Source organism: Paenibacillus sp. TSM33 (genome assembly GCF_056099025.1).
Map to the genome: position 1 here is coordinate 1 of NZ_JBLZXB010000040.1, position 450 is coordinate 450.

Sequence of the window (450 nt, forward strand, 5' to 3'; positions counted from 1 at the left end):
ATCCCCGGATCAAAGCTTGCTTACAGCTCCCCGAGGCCTTATCGTTGTTCGCCACGTCCTTCGTCGGCTCCTGGCGCCTAGGCATCCTCCGTGTGCTCTTTGTAGCTTAACCTAGACTTTTCTTTCATAGAAAGAAAATGTCGATGTTCAATAAAGAATAATTTTTGCTAAAAGCAAAATATCTTTCCTTATTTGCTACCTTTATTTCACTTGTTTACACAAGATCAGCTTAAAGGAATATTCTAAAACGCAATTTCGTTTCGGTATCCAGTTTTCAAGGTGCAATATTGAGAGTTTGAACTCTCAAAACTGAGCAACGAGTGAGTAATTTTGAAGCTATGCTTCATATTTGAATGTTTCCATCGCAGGAAACGATTCTCCATAGAAAGGAGGTGATCCAGCCGCACCTTCCGATACGGCTACCTTGTTACGACTTCACCCCAATCATCT

General features: G+C 41.6%; 2 rRNA genes. Both read right to left on the bottom strand.

Annotated features, from left to right (window positions below):
* Positions 1-112: ribosomal RNA gene (locus ACN6NF_RS25720) — 23S ribosomal RNA — on the bottom strand; the annotation flags it as partial.
* A gap of 273 nt (positions 113-385) precedes the next feature.
* A 16S ribosomal RNA gene (locus tag ACN6NF_RS25725) occupies positions 386-450 on the bottom strand; the annotation flags it as partial.